Source organism: Bradyrhizobium liaoningense (assembly GCF_018130825.1).
Taxonomy (GTDB): Bacteria; Pseudomonadota; Alphaproteobacteria; order Rhizobiales; family Xanthobacteraceae; genus Bradyrhizobium; species Bradyrhizobium liaoningense_B.
On sequence record NZ_JAFCJS010000005.1, the window covers coordinates 201171 to 215384 of the forward strand.

A 14214-nucleotide genomic window follows, 5' to 3' on the forward strand; every position below is an offset into this window, starting at 1 on the left:
GAGGCATGTGACGCACCAGCCCCGGCGCGGCGAATGGCTGCCAGTCATTTCGAGGGGGTACCGCGTCGTGCCAGGTTTTCCGAAGGCGCGGTTCAGCACCCTTCATAGTTGATTCCAAATACGGCTGAGCGTAAACATCCGTGGAATTGTGCAGGATTTTTAGCATGCGGGCGAGAATATCTGGGCGCAATCTTCGCTATTCGTCGGCCAATCCGGCCTGATCGTCGCTTCCCGCCGAGTTTCGTCGCATGCCCGGTGAATTGCAGATTGGCGAGGCCGTCGCAAGGGGCTATCCGCCCGCGGTGCTCTATCTGCGCAACGACGAGACCGTCACGACGGAAGTCTGCGCATTCAACTACTTCTCGGTCTTCATGAAGGATCATCCGGATGTGGATGCCCACGTCTGGTTGTTCGACGGGGCGGGCAAGCAGGCTGGATATTTCCACAGGGAACTCGGAGTTAACGGGCAATTGCAGCTGCAGACGTCCGAGCTCTGTCCGCACGTTTCGGGAACGGTGGCGATGGCGCTGGTGCCGAAGCATGAGGCCAAGCTACGTCCCGGACGAAAGGTGACCACCGGCTATTACGCACAATATTTCTCGCAGCACGGCGCAATCACATTGTCGCATGAGCGCGAGCCCGTCGCCGCATCGCCGTTTCCGACCACCGCCTGGATGCAATCCTATCTCACACGGTTCCTGAAGGAGTCCGGCGTGGTGCTCGTGAACTCCTGCATGGCGCCCCAAGGCGTTTCGGTGGGGACGGCCCGGCTCATGGCTCTGAATGGCACCGCCTTGGGCGAGCGGGTACTTCCGGAAATCGCGCCGATGGGCGCTGCCCGCATCAGCACGCTGGACCTGTTCCCCGAGGCCGAAAGGCTTGTGGGTGCGGGCGAGGGGTTTTCGCTCGAGTTCAAGGGCACCAACATCGCCAGCCCGTTCAGCTATTATGAATTTGCCAACGGCAAGTTCAGCTTGCATCATTTCTAGAGGCCGCGCCCGTGACACGTTTCTCGTCCAGTCCCTGGAAGCCTCACGAGCCCAGATTCATGTTCCCGACCTTTGCGGGCATCGAGTCGCGCATGGGCTTCTCGATTCCCGCCTGGTACCGTCCGGTCGACGTCCGGTATCTCCGTAGCCTCGTCGCCGGCAGCCTGCGCAAGAACTTTCGCGAAACGGTCAAGGATCTCGTTCCCGAGCTCGCCGGTCTTGTCGCCTCGGGCTTCAGCAAGAAGCTCAGATTCAAGTTGCACATCCTGTCGCGGCAGGGCGACTATCGGGCGACCTACGAGTTCCCCGAAAACTACGCGCCGGGCGCCACCGTCGAGGTCGAGCTGTCGCGCCTCTTCGCGTCGCTCAAGCTGCCTCAGGACGATTATCTGGTCATCGCCGTGATGTCGCGCGGACGCATGGACGGATTTCGTTCCTCGCCTGCAAGCTATTCGATGACCTATGTGGACCAGGACAACGTCGCGATCTATCGCACCGGCGCGTTTGCCCGGCCGCTGAACGAGGGCAGGCTCAAGGCGCATGTCGGGTTCACCGGAATCAACCCGAAGGTCATTGCGACCAATGATATCGTCAGCAGCCTGATGCTGATCAATCATTCTTCCGATCCCGAATATGCTCATACCGCGCGGCCGACGTCGAGGCTGATCCGCGAGGATGGCGAGGAACTCGAAGCGGATTTCGGCGAGATCCCGCCGCTCGGGGCACGCGAGATGTCCGTCGTGGATATGTTTGGCAGTCGTGTGTTCGACTTCCTCAAGCCGTTCGGCGGTCGCGGCAGCACGGTCACCACCTGCACCGGGGTCACGCTCGCGAGCCTGCATTTGCAGCGCACGAACGATAACCGGCGGACGCTACTGGGCATCGAGCACTCGCGCCCCGCTCACATGAATCTCGCCGGCATTTTGCAACACTGATTTGGAAGACGGAGCGCGGGTCAATGCTGTCATCGCTCGGCGGTTCTGGCCGATTGCTGAATTTCGACGAGCGCATGAAGTCTCCATCCCTTGGCCTGGTGATGGGATTCTGGGGCATCTCGAACGTTCTGGTCATCGCCTGGTGGTGGGCCGACATATCCGACAGGTTTCTGCCTGGCGTGCTGCGATATGCCGGAATAGCCTTCTTCGTGTGTGCGGCTCTCGTTCCGCTCGTGCTGCTCTTCAAGGTTCGAAGGAGTTTCTTCAATCCGGTCGTGCTGGGGATGCTCGTTTGTTGCTGTCTTGCGCTGTCCATCACCGCGCACGAAGCCAACCTGCTGCGCGAGCGGCTGCAATTCAGCCTCGATCACGAGCGCGAATTTGCCCATGTCGATGCCGTTGAGGGCGTCATCCGGCCGTTGATCGCCAGGATCACCGAGGTTTACGTCCAGGTCCTTGGCGACGACCACACCCGGGGAGGCTCGACGTTTCATACCCACATCGTCGCGAACTACATGTTCGATTCGCTGTCGTTCCTTGCGGTATTTGCACTGGCGACGCTGCTGCTTTCGCCGACGGCGTCATGGCTGTGTCTGCTGACTTTCGCGTTCTACACCCAGATCGCGATCTATCCGGGACGCATGGGGCCCGTCTTCATCGCGGGCGGATTGTTCTGGCAGCTCTTTCTGCTGGTGTCGCGTCGGTATCCAGCCGCAATCATTTCGGGGTTGATCATCAGTTTCGGGCGTACCGACGTCGTGTTCGCTTCGGCATTCGTGCTTCTGAGTCTTGCCGCTTTCGAGCGGCGATGGCCGACGCTGAAGGAATGGGGCCTGTTTGGCCTGCTCGTCGGCATTTCGATAGCCGTGCCGAAGGTTCTGATCTGGATGCACCCCGGAACGGATTTCAGATCATTCCTGATCACGCACGGGGATTATTTCTCCAAGCTCGTCGTCAATCTGCTCACCATGAAGCTCGCAGTGGCGATCGCCAGTCCCGTCCTCGCGATCGTGATTGTGAGGACGTTCACATTGACGCGGACGATGGCCGTCGTCCTTCCGGCAGGTCTGATCCATGTGGGGATCGTCTTTGTGATCGCCGACTTTTCCGAGACGCGACTGATCATACCTGCGCTGACTGCGCTTGCTTTCGTGGCCAGCGAAGCGCTCGGAAAATTGCTGGAAACGGGCGCTTTAGACCCGGGCGTGACGACCGCCCGGGACTCCTCGATGGCCGACGGGCACTGAAGACCCGGACGTCACCAGACGTCAGGTCGGTCAGAAATTGATCCGTTCGCGCTCGACCACGATCGGCCGTCGCCGGACCTGGTTGAAGATCGCGACGATATATTCGCCGAGCACGCCGAGGAAAAACAACTGCACGCCACCGAAGAAGAACAGGCCGATGACGATCGTGGGGATGCCGTGCGGACCGATGTCGAAGCCGGCCATCTTGAGCAGGAACACGACGAACGCATAGGCGAAGCTCAGCGACGAGATGATCAGTCCGAAGAAGAACGCGGCACGTAGCGGCACGGTCGAGAAGCTGATGGCGCCGAGCAGCCCCTGGTCGATCAGGCTCGACAGCCGGTTGCGGGAGATGCCGTGCTTGCGCGCCAGCCAGGTGTAGGGCACGCCGATCGAGCGAAAGCCGCATTCGAACGGCATCATTCGCATGAAGGGCTGGACGTCTTCGAATTGCTTCATGGCGTCCAGCACCTTGCGGTCGACGAGCTGGTAGTCGCCGACGTCGGCCGGATAGTCGACATAGGACATGCGGCTGATCATCTTGTAGTAGAGATGCCGCGCGGTTCGGCTCAGGAGAGGCTCTTCGCGCCGGGCCCGGATGCCGAATACGATCTCGTAGCCTTGTTCCCAGTGCTTGACGAAAGTCGGGATCAGCGACGGCGGATCCTGCAAATCCGCGGGCATGAACAGCACGGTGGCATCGCCGGTCGAGGCCAGCACGCCGTTGTAGGTGTTCCTCAACACGCCGAAGTTCCGGGAGTTCACAATGACCTTCACCGAGGGGTCCTCGGCTGCGATCTCCTTGAGAATTTCCACGGTCCGGTCGCTCGAGGCGTTGTCGCAGAAGATGTGCTCGCGCTCGTAATCCGGAAGCTCACGGTCGAAGATATCCTTGACCGCCGCGTAGCACTCGCGGATTCCAGCCTCCTCGTTGTAGCAGGGTGTCACAAGGCTGATCTTCTTCCGCATCAATCCTCCTGGACGTCCGTGGGGCGGAATCGGACGAATGGCGCGTTCGGTGGTGGGGTTGCCATCTTTCAATCGTTTTCTTTAGCAGGTAGGCTGACAACTTCAACCGCTCCCGAAAGGGCGGCAGGGCCCGATCTTGTTGACAAGACTGCGCTAATCGTTCTGATGTGATCTTTTCTGCTGGACGGGTATGAACATGAAGGCCGTGATTCTGGCAGGTGGATTCGGGACTCGCATCACCGAAGAGAGCCACATCAAGCCGAAACCCATGATCGAGATCGGCGGCAAGCCGATCCTCTGGCACATCATGAAGATCTTCTCGTCGCATGGTATCGACGAATTCATCATCTGCTGCGGCTACAAGTCCTACGTCATCAAGGAATATTTCGCGAACTACTTCCTGCATATGGCGGACGTGACGTTCGACCTCGCCAACAACGCGATGGAAGTGCACAACAAGTTCGCCGAGCACTGGAAGGTGACTTTGGTCGACACCGGCCTCAACACCATGACCGGCGGCCGGCTCAAGCGCGTCAAGGACTATGTCGGCAACGAGACGTTCTGCATGACCTATGGCGACGGTCTCGCGGACGTCGATATCGGTGCGCTGCGGGAGTTTCATCGTTCTCACGGGCGTCACGCGACGGTGACCGCGATCCAGCCTCCGGCGCGTTTCGGCGCGCTCGATATCGGCGACGACGTGGTCAGGCATTTCGAGGAGAAGCCGCGCGGTGACGGCCGCTGGATCAACGGTGGCTTCTTCGTGCTGGAGCCGGCGATCTTCGACTATCTCGGGGACGACGCCACCATCTGGGAGCAGGAGCCGCTCAAGCGCCTGTCGGAGGACGGGCAGCTCGCGGCCTACCGTCATACCGGCTTCTGGGAGGCAATGGACACCCTGCGGGACAAGGTGCACCTGGAGCAGCTCTGGGATAGCGGGCAGGCGCCCTGGAAGCGCTGGCAATGAATCCCGGCTTCTGGAGCGGCAAGCGTGTTCTCGTCACCGGGCACACTGGCTTCAAGGGTGGTTGGCTGGTCGCGTGGTTGCGGCATCTCGGCGCCGAGGTCGCAGGTCTCGCGCTGCCGCCGTCGACGACGCCCAACCTGTTCGATCTGGCGCAGACGGCGCAGGACATCGTGTCGGTGTTCGCCGATATCCGCGATCCACTCGCGGTCAAGGCGGTGTTCGACCGGTTCCAGCCCGAGATCGTGTTTCACATGGCCGCGCAGGCGATCGTGCGGGCATCCTATGACGATCCGGTCGGCACCTATGCAACCAACGTCATGGGCACCGTGCACGTCTTCGAGGCGGTGCGGACTTCCGGCGTGCGCGTGGTGGTCAACGTCACGAGTGACAAGTGCTACGACAACAAGGAGTGGGTCTGGGGCTACCGCGAGACGGATCCGCTCGGCGGCAAGGACCCCTATTCCAGCAGCAAGGCCTGTGCGGAACTGGTCACGGCGGCGTATCGGTCCTCATTCTTCAGCGGAACCCGCCGGATCGGGTTCGCCAGCGCCCGCGCGGGCAACGTGATCGGTGGCGGCGACTGGGCGCAGGATCGTCTCATTCCCGATGTGATCGCCGCGATCCGCGACGGGCAGCCGGTGCCGGTCCGCAATCCCGAGGCCGTGCGGCCCTGGCAGCACGTGCTCGAGCCGCTGTCGGGCTACATTCTGCTCGCCGAGCATCTGTGGCGCGATCCGGCTGCCTTCTCCAGCGAATGGAATTTCGGCCCCGACGCCGATAGCGTGCGCACGGTGCGCTGGCTGGTGGACCGCCTCGCGCTGCTGTGGGGTGTTCCGCCGCAGCAGATGCCGCAACCGGGGCAGCATCCGCACGAGGCGCGGCTGCTGTCACTGGACAGTTCCAAGGCGCGGACTCATCTCGGCTGGACGCCGCGTTGGGGGCTCGATCGTGCCGCCTCCGCCGTGGTGGAGTGGTACAAGGCGTTCGAGCAGGGCGCCGCGGTCAAGCCGGTGATGGTTGACCAGATCGACGCTTTCATGGACACAAAGCGGGACTAGCCGCCTTTCAAATCGGATCAATATGATGGCCACCACGTCGACGAGACCGCTTACCGAGATCAAGAGTTGCGAGGTCTGCGGCAGCGACAAGCTCGTGCCGGTGCTCGATCTCGGCCTGCATCCCCTGTGCGACGACCTGGTGGCGGTCGGCGATTCGCGCCAGTGCCGCGAATATCCAATCCAGATCGATTTCTGCCCGACTTGCGCCACCGGCCATCAGCGCTTCCAGGTTCCGAAAGAGGACCTTTTCCCCAAGGACTATCATTACCGCTCACGCTTCACCGCCGACGTGCTCTCGGGGATGAAGGGTCTCGTGGCGACCTGCCGGGAGCGGATGGGACCCCTGACCGGCAAGATCGCGCTCGACATCGGTTGCAACGACGGCAGCCTGCTGGATTTCTTCCGCGAGGCCGGTGCGACAACGGCCGGCATCGAGCCGACCGGCGCGGCGCAGGACGCCGCCGCGAAGGGCCATTTCGTGGTGCAGAACTATCTCAGCACCGAGACCGCGGCCGAGATCCGTCGCGCCGTCGGCACGCCCGACATCATCACCTTCACCAACGTGTTCGCGCATATCGAGGATCTGAACGGCGTGCTTGCGGCGCTGAAGGCGCTGCTCGGGCCCGAGACGGTGATCGTGATCGAGAACCACTATCTCGGTGCAGTGCTGGACCGGCATCAGTTCGACACCTTCTACCACGAGCATCCGCGGACCTATTCGTACAAATCGTTCAGCTTCATCGCGAGATCGCTTGGCCTCGACATCGTCAATGTCGAGTTTCCCGCGCGCTATGGCGGCAACATCCGCGTCATTCTCGGACACGCGGCGAAGAGCGATGCCGTCGCAGCCGAGATCGTCGCACGCGAAAACAATTTCCAGGCCGAGTTCGCCCAGCTCGCGCGCGACGTCGAGCTCTGGAAGGCGCGCAAGGGCGAAGAGCTGAAGAAGATCATCGCGGCACATGGTCCAGTCAGGGCCAAGGCGTTTCCGGGCCGCGCGGCCATCCTGGTCAAGCTGCTCGGCCTGACGGAAAAGGAGATCGTCGCGGTCCACGAAAAGCCGGGCTCGATCAAGATCGGCCACTACGTGCCGGGCACGCGCATTCCGATCGTGTCCGACGACGAATTGTTCGCGCATGGCGACCAGGGCAAGCCATTGCTCAATCTCGCCTGGCACATCTCGCGCGAGATCCGCCAGTATCTCCAGGACAACGGATACAAGGGGCCGGTGATCGACGTGCTCGGCGCGGACGATTTCCATGCCTGAGGCGCCCGTTTTCACGATCCTCGGATCGGGTTTCGGGATGTATGGATATCTGCCTGCGCTGATCGAGTGCGGAATGAAGGTGGCGCTGCCGGAGCGCTATCGTGCGGTGGTCGGTGGGCGAAGCGAGCTCGCCCAATATGTGCCCGAGGTGGCCTGGTGTCCCGGCACCGAGGAGGCGTTGGCACAGGCGAGCGGTGCGGTGGTCGCGCTTCGCCCTGCCGATCAGGCCGGCTGGATGGCGCGGCTGGCAGACATGCCCGACATCCGCGAGCTGATCCTGGAGAAGCCGGTCGCGCCGACGCCGCAGCTCGCGGCGCAGCTCATCGAGGCATTCGAGCGCAGCGGCAAGCGCTATCGCGTCGGCTACACCTTTCGTTTCATGCCGTGGGCAGAGCGGCTTCGCGCGGTGCTCGGCGAAGGAACCGATGGCCTTTCGCTGGACTGGAGCTTCATGGCGCATCACTACCGCGCCAATCTGACGAACTGGAAGCGGTTCGACGCCAGCGGCGGCGGTGCTCTCCGCTTCTACGGCATCCATCTGATCGCGCTTCTTGCAGAGCTCGGTTACGACGACGTGGCGACGTCGATGCTCGCGGGGCCGTCGGACGCCGAGACATCGTCATGGGATGCCGTGTTCACTGCCAAAGGCCTGCCGTCATTTGCGCTACGCATCGATAGTCGCGCGCCGCATGCATGCTTTAGCATCGCGGCCGGACGGCGCGGGAAGAGCGATCTCACGATCGTCGACCAGCTTGACCCGTTTTCGTCGGTCCAGCGGAGCTCGATGAACCTCCGCGATCCCAGGGTCGACGTGCTGGCGCTATTGTGCCGCTCGCTCGGCGAGGCCGATGCGGACCACGCGCTGCGTCAGCGCAAGATCATCGCGCTATGGGCGCAGGTCGAGGCGGTCTCCCGCCGAGTATCCGCGTCCTGAGCTGTGCGCAACTACCACACGCTCCGCCCGCCATCCATCACCAGGTTCTGCCCGGTCATGTAGCTCGACGCATCCGAGCAGAGGAACTGGACCGCGGCGCGATATTCGTCGACCTCGGCCATTCGCCCCATCGGGATCAGGCGGGTGAGGCGTTCCACGAAGGCGGGATCCTGGTTGTTGAAGACGCCGCCCGGCGAGATCGCGTTGACCCGCACGCCGTGGTCGGCCCAGTAGGTCGCCAGATATTTCGTCAGGCCGATCAGCCCGTGCTTGATCACCGAGTACGTCACGGGCTTCACCGGCTGCTCCTCCTCGCGCGTCACATGCGGCTGGCGGTAGAGCCGCTGGTCCGGCGCGATCACGCCGAGATCGGAAGCGATGTTGAGGATCACGCCGCGGCCACGCCGGGCCATCTGGCCGCCGAACTCCTGGGCGCACAGCATCGCCCCGGTCAGGCCCACCGCGATCTCGGTCTGCCATTGCGGCACCGGGAACGCTTCGAAGCGCGAGGAGTGCATGACGCCGGGGCTCGAGGTCACCTTCGGATCGATCGCGGCGTTGTTGACGAGGATGTCGACGGTGATGCCGCGGCCCGCGAGCTGATCGCTCGCGGCACGCACCGAGTCATGCGCGGTGACATCGAGCGCGAGCGCGATCAGATCGGCGGAGGGCGTGGCCTGTTTCAATGCGGCGACTGCCGCCTCGGCCTGCGCGAGGCCGATTTCGGTGACGACGACACGCGCGCCCGCTTCGGAGAGCGCGGCGACATGCTGCCGCCCGAGCAGGCCGCCGGCGCCGGTCACGAGCGCGGTGCGTCCGGCGAGGTCATAGCGCGAGGAGAGGCTTGCCATCGGGAGACTCCTGTTCAGCTGCGCAATTGGCCGCCATCGGCGACCATGACGCTGCCGGTGATGAAGGCGGCGCGGGGCGAGGCAAGGAACGCGACGAGGTCGGCGATCTCCTCAGGCTTGCCGAGCCGGCGCAGCGCCACCTCGCGCGCAAGCATGTCCTCGACCGCGGCCTTGTTCTCGGCGAGCTTGCGCGCCCAGGTCCCTTCCCCGGCGAGGATATTGCCTGGGGCGACGGCATTGATACGGATGCCCTCGAGCGCCAGCGGCCGCGCCAGTCCGCGCACGGTCGCATTCAGCGCCGCCTTGGCGGCATAGTAGGTCACGGGCGCGCCGAGCGCCGCCATGCCGGCGATTGAAGAGATGCAGATGATGGACCGGTCGCCGTTGCCGCGCGCCATCAGCGGCCGCGCGGCCTCGATCGTGTTGGTGGTGGCGAAGAGGTTGAGGTCCATCACCCGCGACCATTCCACCGCGGTTTCCTTGCCCGGCGGGACGGAGGCGCCGCTGCCGACGTTGCAGACGAGGACGTCGAGGCGGCCCCACTGCTGCTCGACATCCTGGATCAGTGCCGCGGCGGCGGCGGGATCGGTGACGTCGGCGATATGAATCGAGCTCTGTCCGCCGATGGCCGCGTGCGCCGCGTTCAGCGCATCCGAGCCGCGTGCAGCCAGCGCGACCTTCGCTCCCTCCGCGGTAAGTGCAGCGGCAATGGCAAGGCCGATGCCGCGGCTGGCGCCGGTGACGAGAGCGACGCGGCCTTCCAGCTCGAGCTTCATCGCGCCGCGTCCTCGATCCAGCCGACCGTCATGTCGCGATATCTGGCGAGCGCGCCGGCATGGTCGCCGTCGGCGGCGCGTGCGGTTTGCAGGATGTACTGCCCTTTGTAGCCGGACCGCTCGATCAGCCGGATCGTCTTGGCGAGATCGGCGTTGCCGGTGCCGAGCGGCACGGTGGTGCCGCCGCGAACGCGGTCCTTTACGTGCACATTGAGAATGCGCGGCGCATAAGCCTCGATCTCCTCGGCGCTGTCATAGCCGAGCGAGGCGCTGTTGCCGCTGTCGTAATTGATGCCGAAGACGTCGGCCGGAAACGCCTCCATGAAGCGGGCGAGATCGCGCGGCGGCAGATCGGATTCGAAGACGATCTTGACGTTCTGTCTGACAAGCTGTTCGCGGCGGGCGATCAGCACCCGCTTGAGCGTGTCGCTCTCGCTCTCGCGTTCGATCTTGCCGTTGTCGACCAGCGGGATCACGACGAACTCGATGCCGATCCGGCTGCAGGCGGCAATCAGCAGATCGAGATCGTTGACGAGCGCGTCGCGCACGACGGCGTCGACCTTCCAGAACGGTGCCTGCATGAAGCAGTCCCCCGTCAGGCTCGGAATGCGCAGGCCGTTCTCGCGCGCCAGGGCGATGATCTCCGCCTGGCCGGCTTCGGTCGTGAGCGGATTTTCCCGCAGCCGTTCCTGATCGATGGTCCATTCCATCCGCGTCAGGCCGAGCGCCTTGGCGCGGGGAAATTCCTCTCGCCATTCATCCCACGGGAACGCCTGGATCTTGCCGTCGACCAGTGCCGACAGGCGTCCCTGCATGAAGCCGATGCGTTGCAATGTTGCGGTCACGACTTGCTATCCGAGCTGATGGCGAGGCCCTTGGCGGTCCAGCCGCCGTCGACGAAGATCTCCTGGCCGGTGACGTAGGCCGAGGCGTCCGACGCCAGGAAGATGGCGGCGCCGATCATGTCGGCGGGTTGCCCCCAGCGGCCGAGCATGGTGTGGCGGCGCCGGTCTTCGTGCATGGCGGGATCGGCAAAACTCTTCGCGGTCATCTCGGTCGCGACGTAACCGGGCGCCAGCGCGTTGACGCGGATGCCGTCGCTCGCATAGTCGGCGGCGAGCGCGCGCGTCAGCCCGGCGAGGCCCGCTTTCGCCGCGACGTAACCGGGATTGCCGGGGAACCCGCGGATCGAATTGATGCTGGTGACGTTGATGATCGCGGCCGAGCCCGTGGTCTTGAGCAGCGGATAGGCGGCAAGGATCGTGGCGTAGACGCCGGTGAGGTCGGTCGCGACGGTGGCGCGGAAGCGCGCGAGCTCGCTTTCGGCGCCCTGCGGGGGAAGGCTGATGCCGGCCGCGTTGACCAATGCGTCGATACGTCCGCCTTGCGCCGCGATGGCGTCGAAAGCGCGTCCGATCGCGGCATCGTCGGAGAGATCGCAGGCCATCGCAATAATGCCCAGCGGTGCGGTCCCGGAACGGCTGAGGCCGAACACCGTGGCGCCGGCCTCCTTGAGGCCGGCCGCGATCGCAGCACCAATGCCGCGCGAGGCGCCGGTGACGACGGCGATCTTGCCGACAAGGGAGAAGGCGCTGAGATCAGGCATAGCCGTAACTGCGCATGATGGCGCCGCAGAGCTTGACGTCCTCCGGGCGGTCGATCTGGAACATCTTGTGGCGCTCCATCACGTGAAAGCCGATCTTGCCGCCGAGACGGTTGTTCTGCTCGCGCAGGAGCGAAGGAATCAACACGTAGAACGAGCCGTTCTCCAGATAACGCTTCTCGATCTGCTGCCGCATGCGGCGGTTGCGATAGTCGTAGTTGATCGGCTCCGGCCCGTTCTGGCCGATGCGCCAGTTGAAATAGTCCTCGACCTCGCAAACCGAGAGCAGGCTGTCCAGATGTTCGCGATCGAAGGTCGCAAGCGCCGCCTCGATGTCGCCCGGCTCGCGGATCGGCGAGGTCGCCTGCAGCGCGACGATGCGCTCGAAACGTCCCATCCGCTCGTCGATGGCCTCGAGCGCGTGCAACCAGGCGGATTCGGAGGAGGCGAGGTCGCCCGAAATGTCGTCGGGGCGCAGCACGCCCACCGCGCCTGCGGCTTCCGCCGCTTCCAGAATTCGGTCGCTGTCGGACGAGACCGCCACCACGTCGACGCCTTGCGCGGCGCGCGCCTGCTCGACCGTCCAGGCGAGCAGCGGCTTGCCGCAGAGATCGAGCAGGTTCTTGTGCGGGATGCCTTTGGAGCCGCCGCGTGCGGCGATCACGGCCAGCGTCTTGCGCGCCATCAGATGTGTCCCTCGAGGCGCTCGAGCGCGGTCCAGAAGCCTTCGCCCATGTTCTTGTGGCCCTGCCAGATCTCGGGAATGAAGGATGCGGTGGGCGCGTGCTTGCGCAGCACCCGTCCGATCTCGTCGAAGTCGATCTCGCCTTCGCCGACCTGCAGGCCTTCGCCGTCGAGCCCCTTGGCGTCGCCGAAATGCAGGTGCGCGGTATGCGGACCGAGCTGGGCGAGGCCTTGGGCGAAGTCGAAGCCGAAATGATTGGCGGCGAGCTTGGTGTGCGAGATGTCCACGCACATGCGCAAATCGTGCTTGGCGCAGAACGCGGCCGACTCGTCCGGGAAGATGAAGATGTTCTGGTGACGCTGGCCGCCGAAATGCCAGGGGAAGGGCGCCATCGTCTGCGGCGTCAGCTCGACGCCGTCCATGTCGAGCTCCTTCAGGCTCTGCGCGAAAATGCGGTAGCGCTCGGCCTTCTCTTCCGGGGGCAGCGGCTCGTCCATGGTGAAGCCGCCGATATTGGCGACGATCGGCGGACGTTTGGTCTTGGGAAAGAACTTCTTCAGGCCGCGGGTGATGTCGATCACCGCCTGGGTCTGCTCGAGCGAATAGCGGCGCAGCGCCTCGTCGGGCGTTGCGAGGTCCATCAGCTTGGAGCCGGCGAACAGTTCCGGTGCGTGCACGACGAAGCCGATATCGTAGGTGCCGGAGAGATAGGCCGCCGGGTCGCGCTCCATGTCGCTGTAGCTGAGATGGAATTCGATGATGTCGGGCTCGCAGATCTCGAGAAAGCGCTCGGTGTCGTGATAGCGCACCGGGACGCCCCAGGGCCGGTCGAAGCGGTAGCGTCGGGCCTTCGCGGCGCCCTCGTCGAGGTCGCTCTGGAAGAAATAGTCGTCGGCCGACATCCTGCGCTTGAGCGTCCTGCCGATCAGCGCCGGCATCTTCAGCGGCGACAGACCCTGGCCCGGGCTCTTCACGGCGATGTCGTCATCGGAGATGACCGTGCCGGCTTCGATGTCGCGAGCCGCGACGAGGCTCTTGGCGAGGTTTTCGCGGTTGATCAGCTCGCCCTGGCTGAGCGCGCGCTCGGCGAGCTTCTCGCCGCGCGCCGCTTCCACCTCGCGAATGCCGGCGACGAGTGCCTTGAACTCCTCCGGCTCCAGGCTCGCGGCATGGTCCGGGCCTTCCATCTCGCGGTCGAGCGTGATGTGGCGCTCGATCACGACGGCACCGAGGGCGACGGCCGCGGTCGACACCGCGGTGCCGCGCTCATGGCCGGAATAGCCGACGACCGGGTGGATCTCGCGCAGCGTCCCCATGAAGCGCAGATGGATGTTGTGCAGCGCTGCGGGATAGGTGCTCTGGCAGTGCAGCAGCACGTAGCCGGCGTTGCGGTCGTCGAGGAATTTCGCCGCGGTCTTGATCTCGTCCGTGGTGCTCATGCCGGTCGAGACGATCAGCGTCTTGCCGGTCGCGGCGAGCCGGGCGAGCAGGGGCAGGTTGGTCAAATCGGCAGAAGCAACCTTGTAGGCCTGCACGCCGAAACCTTCGAGCACCGCGACGCTCTTCGCGTCCCAGGGCGTGCAGAGATATTGAATGCCCTTCGAGGCGCAGTAGTCGGCGATCTTCTTCTGCTGCTCCGTCGTCAGCTCGAAGCGGCGGAGCAGGTCGAGCGTGTACTCGACGGCGAGGTCGTCGTCCTTTCCGGAGAGCGAGGAGGCGCGATAGACCTCGTCGAGCTTGCGCATCTGGAATTTGGCGCAATCTGCGCCGGCCGCGACCGCGGCGTCGACCAGTGCGATGGCGCGGTCGAAATCGCCGTTATGGTTGTTGCCGATCTCGGCGATGACGTAGCAGGGCTCGCCCTCGCCCAGGAGGTGGTTGCCGATGCGGACTGGGGCAGGCTGTTTGGGCGGTGTCATCAACATTCTCGTCT

14 protein-coding genes are annotated in these 14214 nt (G+C 64.1%); 7 read left to right on the top strand and 7 right to left on the bottom strand.

The genetic code is table 11. The annotated features are described in order from the left end of the window. Positions 1–302: 302 nt before the first annotated feature. The 3 genes from JQ603_RS22790 to JQ603_RS22800 are packed head-to-tail and all read left to right on the top strand — an operon-like array spanning position 303 to position 3171. Positions 303–989: a hypothetical protein gene (locus tag JQ603_RS22790; protein ID WP_349630754.1), complete on the top strand. Its 687-nt coding sequence runs from the start codon at positions 303–305 to the stop codon at positions 987–989. A gap of 59 nt (positions 990–1048) precedes the next feature. Continuing rightward, positions 1049–1924, top strand: a complete 876-nt coding sequence (locus JQ603_RS22795) for a hypothetical protein (protein ID WP_212342736.1) — start codon at positions 1049–1051, stop codon at positions 1922–1924. Between the two features lie 23 nt (positions 1925–1947). Then, positions 1948–3171, top strand: coding sequence for a hypothetical protein (locus tag JQ603_RS22800; RefSeq protein ID WP_212342738.1), 1224 nt, complete (start codon positions 1948–1950; stop codon positions 3169–3171). A 30-nt stretch (positions 3172–3201) separates the two neighbouring features. On the opposite strand, the gene JQ603_RS22805 is transcribed toward JQ603_RS22800, so the two are convergent. After that, on the bottom strand, positions 3202–4140 hold the full coding sequence (locus JQ603_RS22805; protein ID WP_212342740.1) for a glycosyltransferase family 2 protein: 939 nt from the start codon (positions 4138–4140) through the stop codon (positions 3202–3204). A 196-nt stretch (positions 4141–4336) separates the two neighbouring features. Here JQ603_RS22805 and rfbF point away from each other — a divergent pair, with 196 nt between their 5' ends. The 4 genes from rfbF to JQ603_RS22825 are packed head-to-tail and all read left to right on the top strand — an operon-like array spanning position 4337 to position 8366. After that, positions 4337–5107 carry a glucose-1-phosphate cytidylyltransferase gene (gene rfbF / locus JQ603_RS22810; protein WP_212342742.1) on the top strand — a complete coding sequence of 257 codons (771 nt, stop codon included), beginning with the start codon at positions 4337–4339 and terminating at the stop codon, positions 5105–5107. Continuing rightward, positions 5104–6165 (top strand): CDP-glucose 4,6-dehydratase, encoded by a 1062-nt coding sequence (rfbG, locus tag JQ603_RS22815; RefSeq protein ID WP_212342744.1) that lies wholly within the window; start codon positions 5104–5106, stop codon positions 6163–6165. Before rfbF ends, rfbG begins: the two co-directional genes overlap by 4 nt. Before the next feature lie 25 nt (positions 6166–6190). Further along, positions 6191–7432 (top strand): class I SAM-dependent methyltransferase, encoded by a 1242-nt coding sequence (locus tag JQ603_RS22820; RefSeq protein WP_245003787.1) that lies wholly within the window; start codon positions 6191–6193, stop codon positions 7430–7432. Further along, a complete protein-coding gene (locus tag JQ603_RS22825) occupies positions 7425–8366 on the top strand; it encodes a hypothetical protein (protein WP_212342748.1) in 942 nt (313 codons plus the stop codon). The genes JQ603_RS22820 and JQ603_RS22825 overlap by 8 nt, the downstream gene beginning before the upstream one ends. 11 nt (positions 8367–8377) lie before the next feature. Here the strand turns inward: JQ603_RS22825 and JQ603_RS22830 are convergent, their stop codons facing one another. The 6 genes from JQ603_RS22830 to JQ603_RS22855 are packed head-to-tail and all read right to left on the bottom strand — an operon-like array spanning position 8378 to position 14200. Beyond that, the gene (locus JQ603_RS22830; protein WP_212342750.1) at positions 8378–9217 is read right to left on the bottom strand and encodes an SDR family oxidoreductase; all 840 of its coding nucleotides are present in this window, start codon (positions 9215–9217) and stop codon (positions 8378–8380) included. A gap of 14 nt (positions 9218–9231) precedes the next feature. Further along, on the bottom strand, positions 9232–9993 hold the full coding sequence (locus tag JQ603_RS22835; RefSeq protein WP_212342752.1) for an SDR family NAD(P)-dependent oxidoreductase: 762 nt from the start codon (positions 9991–9993) through the stop codon (positions 9232–9234). Then, entirely contained in the window at positions 9990–10838 is an 849-nt protein-coding gene (locus JQ603_RS22840; protein WP_349630755.1) for a sugar phosphate isomerase/epimerase family protein, read from the bottom strand. Before JQ603_RS22840 ends, JQ603_RS22835 begins: the two co-directional genes overlap by 4 nt. Then, a complete protein-coding gene (locus tag JQ603_RS22845) occupies positions 10835–11599 on the bottom strand; it encodes an SDR family oxidoreductase (RefSeq protein WP_212342754.1) in 765 nt (254 codons plus the stop codon). Before JQ603_RS22845 ends, JQ603_RS22840 begins: the two co-directional genes overlap by 4 nt. Continuing rightward, positions 11592–12281: an acylneuraminate cytidylyltransferase family protein gene (locus tag JQ603_RS22850; protein WP_212342756.1), complete on the bottom strand. Its 690-nt coding sequence runs from the start codon at positions 12279–12281 to the stop codon at positions 11592–11594. The genes JQ603_RS22845 and JQ603_RS22850 overlap by 8 nt, the downstream gene beginning before the upstream one ends. After that, the gene (locus tag JQ603_RS22855) at positions 12281–14200 is read right to left on the bottom strand and encodes an N-acetylneuraminate synthase family protein (protein ID WP_245003788.1); all 1920 of its coding nucleotides are present in this window, start codon (positions 14198–14200) and stop codon (positions 12281–12283) included. Before JQ603_RS22855 ends, JQ603_RS22850 begins: the two co-directional genes overlap by 1 nt. Positions 14201–14214 lie beyond the last annotated feature (14 nt).